This is a genomic window from uncultured Kiloniella sp. (assembly GCF_937128705.1).
Classification (GTDB): domain Bacteria; phylum Pseudomonadota; class Alphaproteobacteria; order Kiloniellales; family Kiloniellaceae; genus Kiloniella.
Genome location: NZ_CAKZMP010000220.1, coordinates 1 through 5,702, shown reverse-complemented (window position 1 = coordinate 5,702; position 5,702 = coordinate 1). Strand labels below are relative to the sequence as shown.

General features: G+C 48.6%; 5 protein-coding genes. 3 read left to right on the top strand and 2 right to left on the bottom strand.

Features of this window, described 5'->3' with window-relative positions; genetic code table 11:
* Positions 1–1,403, bottom strand: a 1,403-nt coding sequence (locus Q0241_RS11575; RefSeq protein ID WP_299377509.1) for an MFS transporter, incomplete at its 3' end; no start/stop codon positions are given.
* Positions 1,404–1,602: 199 nt separating this feature from the next.
* Between Q0241_RS11575 and Q0241_RS11570 the strand changes: the two genes are divergently transcribed.
* The 3 genes from Q0241_RS11570 to Q0241_RS11560 all read left to right on the top strand — a co-directional run bounded on the left by Q0241_RS11570 (position 1,603) and on the right by Q0241_RS11560 (position 3,447).
* Complete coding sequence (locus Q0241_RS11570) at positions 1,603–2,412, top strand: hypothetical protein (RefSeq protein WP_299377507.1); 810 nt, start codon at positions 1,603–1,605, stop codon at positions 2,410–2,412.
* Between the two features lie 87 nt (positions 2,413–2,499).
* Positions 2,500–2,964 carry a hypothetical protein gene (locus Q0241_RS11565; RefSeq protein ID WP_299377505.1) on the top strand — a complete coding sequence of 155 codons (465 nt, stop codon included), beginning with the start codon at positions 2,500–2,502 and terminating at the stop codon, positions 2,962–2,964.
* 18 nt (positions 2,965–2,982) lie between these two features.
* Complete coding sequence (locus tag Q0241_RS11560; protein WP_299377503.1) at positions 2,983–3,447, top strand: hypothetical protein; 465 nt, start codon at positions 2,983–2,985, stop codon at positions 3,445–3,447.
* 143 nt (positions 3,448–3,590) lie between these two features.
* Here the strand turns inward: Q0241_RS11560 and Q0241_RS11555 are convergent.
* A partial coding sequence (locus Q0241_RS11555) for a hypothetical protein (protein ID WP_299377501.1) occupies positions 3,591–5,702 on the bottom strand: 2,112 nt, incomplete at its 5' end.

The following is a 5,702-nucleotide window of genomic DNA, read 5'->3' as shown; positions in this document are numbered from 1 at the left end:
AGCACCAGAAAATTAGCAATCAGTAAGGTAACGCCCAGAAAGTAAAAGGCCGATATCAAGCCATATCGATCAGCCAAGGCCCCGCCAATGATAGGGGCAAAGGTGGTCATGGCAGACTGTACCCCGAACAGGACAGAGGTCGCGGTGCCCCCCATATGCGGCGGTGTCATATCCATCAGCCAGCTATGCACCACGGGGCGGATGGCAAAAAGCCCAAAGCCGAGCATAGCAATACCCGCCACAAAAACCGTCGTATTATCAATCAGCGTCAAAAGAATGAGCATCACCGTGGTAATGCCCAACCCGCCAACCACCAATGGCCTGCGCCCGATGCGGTCCGACCAGATCCCGGCGACGGGTGCCGCAATCAACCCGGCGGCCTGAAAGGCAAAAAGTGTTAGTGCCAATTCAAAGGGGGACAGCTTTAAGTCATTCGCCAGATAGAGCGGTAAGAACACCAGTAAACCCGTCTGCGCCATATTGCGAAAGCCAGACATGCAACACAGCACCATCACCGCGCGGTTCTTAAGCAAAGCTCCGACCCCGGCGAGATAATCCCTTCCCTTCATTCTTTCACTCTGGGAATGGTCTCTGTCTAGCTTCGAGTGATCTATAGCGGGCCTGTTTTTATCCCTGTTTTTATCCGGGCTGCTTGTAGGTACGTGTTCTTTCAGCGCATGTTCGTCGTTTTGCGGGGCCGAGTTTACCGATGCTAAATACTCTTCCTGTTTAGTTTGGCCCTGTTTAGTTTCGGAAATGGAAGATTGCTTGTGAGAACCAACCTGAGTTTCAGGTTTCCCAATAATTCCCCCTGAGGCCTTACCAACCCGCTCGACAAAAAAGAACAGCAGCACAGCAACCACCAACGGCACGACAATGCTTGCCTCCATCGTCGCGCGCCAGCTTAACGCAGCCAACACAGGTGCCATGATCACAGGCGCAACAGCATCCCCCAGATTGGCCCCCAGCGCATGAATAGACAGCACATAGCCCCGCCGATCCGGATAGCGCAGGGACAGATAGGATATCGCTGCCGGATGCCACAGGTTATTGGACATCCCGATAAAGATCATCGCCAGCACCAACAGCGGATACAAGCTCACCGCCCCCATGGCATAAAGCGCCACAGCCCCAACCAACAGGGAAACCACCTGCCACAAAACCCGACGCCCGGTAATATCCACCAGTGGCCCGCTAAAGACATTCGCCCCGAAAGAGGCCAGAGAAAAGACCGACGCAAAGACCCCGGCCTCTACATAACTCAACCCCAGATCCTGCGCCATAAAGGGCAACAGAAAATAAAAGGTCGCAATCACCCAATGCGTCGCCCCATGCCCGAGACCAACAAGATAGATGGGATTGTCTTTTTTAACCCGAGAAAATGCCTGCGCCGCCAGTCCCATAAAATCGTCCGTTATTTATCGTGAAAACAGGCCTGTTCCCTCTGCCTGTATATAGAAAATATCTTTTGACTCTAAGGGCAAAGAGATCGTTATCACAAGAGATAAGTTGGGCATGAATAGCTAAGACAAATCGTAATGAATTGTAACGCAGCCCATCAGCGATAGTCCTTAAAGCCTCCCTATTGCAAAGGACATCAAGATGGTTCAGGTCATTGATCATGCTGAAAAGCTTTATGGTAAACCCAAAGTTGTTCAAAAAGCGAAACGACCTCGTTACCAACCAACGCCACTGGAACAAAAAGTAGAGCGTATGTTCGGTCTCGAACCCGGAATTCGAAGAGCGGGATTCATTCCCACCCCAGCAGGGAGCTTGGCAGATGAAAAAGGACCAATTGATTGGACAGATTGGACCGCACCAGAACTACTTTATGGTTTAGCAAAAACTTTCACTCTTCCGGGGCACACCCTTGAGGGTGGGAGCTTTACACATCAAGATACCGTCGATGCCGCATTCAATTTAACTGGCGGTGGCTTTCTTTCTGGTGCAGCCGTTCCCAAAGCAACAACCAGAGGCGCAGCCATTCTCAGCATGAATGGCGCAAGAACACCCTTTTACAAACGTTCGACGTCAACTGTGAAAGAGTTCTCAGATGAAATTGCCAAGGTTCTGGAGAGCAAAGAGGCATCCAAAGGAAAAGTCTTCAGAGAAGATCTTGGCGAAATTTCCTTTGATTTTGGCAAAATGGGCGGACCAAATTTCAGGAAAAACCCGGGGTATGGCCTTAGTCATATTATCGAAAAAAGGACCAGAGTTGACGGAATAGATGGAGAAAATTTTGTCAAGAACCGCTTACCAGTGATTTTAGCGAGCGGTAGATTAGCGGTTATAAAAGGGCCAGCAAATGGTAGACGAGCACTTATAGAAACTCCAAAGGAACGTGTGGTTTTAAGCCTGACACATCATAATAAAAGAGATGTCTGGGTATTATCCGGCTATGAATTACGTTAGTTTCAAGGCCTCGAAAAACATTTATGTTAATATCGCTACTTACAGTATTAGTATTAAATTTCAATCCGATTGATAAGGTTATTTAATATGCCCAATCAACCTGCTGCAGAAGACAAAGAGCTTCAGAAAACCTTGAAAAATTACATTAGCTCGGGCGCTATTGAAATTATAGAAGATAACAATGATCCTATTGATGAGAGCAACTTCATTTTTAAAAAATTTTCTAAAAAGGGTCCATTCATCCACTGGCAGGACGTCCCTAATTCAGAATATTATCAGGTACAGATAGATTACAGACCGGAAGAAAGTCGCGATTTTACAGAGCGGATGATCAAAAAACATAATCTGAACGGATCAGTTGTACTTTATGGTGATCTGCTAATGCAGAATGACTATCGGATGGATATATCATTACTTCCATCAGTCCTATGGCATTTCATGCCGATACCACTTTGTCTCTATGCTGTGAGTGCTGATAAAAAATGGTGTTTCACTTATAATATGTTTCGTCATCTCAATTTTGGTTACGTGCCTGAAAAATTAAAAGAATAAAAAAGCAAAGAAAATACAATGATTTCCAATGACGAGTTTATTGCAAAAAGGCTCCACAAAAAAATAGACGCTCACCTCAAAACGGGTGACATAGAAATTGTTGATGAAAAGGATCAACTTTCAATAGACCATCATTTTGACCAAATGGGTTTTCCCAGAAGGATAGAGGAAATTCATTGGGAGATCGTTCCGAATTCAGAGCATTATCTGGTCAAAATCCCAACCCGCATGGAAGAAAGCCGTGATTTTACGACCCGAATTATTGATAAGTATAATCTGAGCGGTCCTGTCATTCTTTACGGTGATTATTTTCTTATGGAAAATTACCGAATGGACGTCTCGTTCCTTCCGACAACTCTTTGGGATTTCATAGGGGTTCCAATTTGCCTCTACGCCGTTAGTCTTGAACAAAACTGGTGTTTCAGCTTTCATTCATCTCGACATCTCAATTTTGGCTATGCCCCAAACAGTTTGCCGAAATAACGCCGACAGAAAAAAGGCCCTGTCGTTCTCAGTACGAGATAAACAGGGCCTCTTTTTATATCCACCCAATCAAATCGGTTTCAATACACCGTCACAAAACAGTTCCGGTAAAACAGTCTCCCAAAATAGGAATATGGGGAGGACTATTTTAGTTTCTTTTCGGTTTCCTTGATTACACTGTCGAGAACCTGACGTTTTTTCATGGTGCTGACGGCTGATTTCAGGACTTTGATTGCACCCTTGTCATCGCCTTTGTCTTCCAGTGCGGTGGCAAGTTGGTTCAGCATACCGAAATAGCGGATATGGCCCAGAGTATCTGCGGCGCTGTCGGGATCATCCATCAAGGCAGCGGTTTGTGCCTTTGCCCCTTGGTCGATTTTGGCGTTGATGGTCTTGATTTCCAGCTCTGCCTTATCGGTTGCACCGTTTAGCACCTTAAAGTTCCGAAGCATCGGGCCGCTCAGGGCCAGATTGGCGTGACGGGCCGCTTGGTTATTGGCACAGCGTGCCGCAACCTCACGCAGCACATCATTGGCACTATCCAGCGACGGTGCCCCTGCAAAAGAAATGGTCCGCGCCACGTCTTCGGTGAAATAGTCCGGCGCCAGTTTACTTTCTTCGAGGGATGACGGCGGGTTCACATAAACCCGAAGCACGTTAGAGCTGATGATTTCATCATTCACATCAATCACGGCCTGAATGTTATAAAAGCCGGGTTCATCAATGGTCCAGCCATCGGTAGAGGCACTGACCATGTGCGATCCGTAAATGGCTTGTCCCGGTTTCAGATCGGTTGTGTGTTCATGATGGCAATGGGTGGAAAGTGACCGCCACTTGCGGGTTTTTCCCTCACTACGTTGCACAAACAACGTGATATGACGCCCGTCTTCCAACAGATCCTCTTCGATTTCCACGGCCTGATCCGACACATTCTTGAGCTTGAGTTCAAGGGATACAGGTTCTAGGAAATCATAGCTGTTGCCAGACTTGTTCGGTCTGATTTCCAGATCAAAGTTACCGCTTTGCAGGCTGCTGTCCTGTTCCAGATTGTGGTTAGAGAACCAGTCTTCATTGCCCATCTGCACAAAACGGCGGGGGGCATGGCGCATATACACCAGCTCTTCATCCATAAAGCGGAAGCGGAAGTCAGAGAAGAAGGCGTTTTCACCACCGGACACCCGGAAAGGATAGCTCATAAAGGTACGCGCTTCGTTGTTATTGGTCAGTGGTATCCACGGATCACCGCCGTTATAGCTAAGGGATTTCTGCCATGAATGCGCCAGATTAAAGGCATGGCCCATTTCGTGGATTGCCGTCCAGAAAACCATGCGTCGACGCCAAGCCGCCGCATTGGGGTCACCCGCCGGCGCATCCTGAATAAAGCTGTCGGTAAAGATCGCCGTGCCCTGTCGGTGGTTGGCCCCGATATCATCGAACATAATACCGCCGAGGCCGCGCCCTTGATCATGCCGCCGAGCAAAGAGCACCCACATAGCCCATTTGGGCAAGTTCTGGAACCGTGACCAGTATGTCACCATGGCATTGTGCATTTCGGCATCGCTCCATGTACCATTGGCCCCTGCTCCGCTTGTGGGGATCACCGATCTGTTCGGGGACATGGACACATCAAATCCCGCACGGCGATAGACGGTATCCATCGAAATATTTTCCGCAGGCAGGTTCGCCGGACGGTTGGGGTGAGAGCCGATATCATAGGTGGTTGTCGGTGCACTGGCATTTGATACGCGATCAACTTCGAATTCGACGGCATCAAAATGCTGGCTTTCAAAATTAAGACGATAAACGCGGCGCGTTCTGCCCGGTCCGATCAGGGTGAGTTTGAATGTGCCATAGCCAATTCCCCGACCACGGGAAGCTTCAAAGATAACACGGTTCCCCGGGATCAAGCTGTTGAGGCCATCGCGATAGGTGATATTGGCTTCGACCCGACGATGGTTCCACCCCAGACAGCGATCTGATGTGACCTCTGCAATGGCATGAGCCGTCGAAAAAGGAAACCGCCGATTGACCTCTATCGATATACGGTTTTGTGGAAAGAAGCGATCCACATCAACGCGCACTTTAATACTGATCAGGGATAGGGGCACAAAGGGACCGACCGGACGGGCTGGCCGTGCCGGGACCGACGGTGTCGGCAGTGGAAAAGGACCACGAGGGATTGGAAACGGGCGTGGTGTTGGTCTGAAAGGTGATGAATAGCCATAGGTGCCACTCAACGCTGAACAGAAATTAAG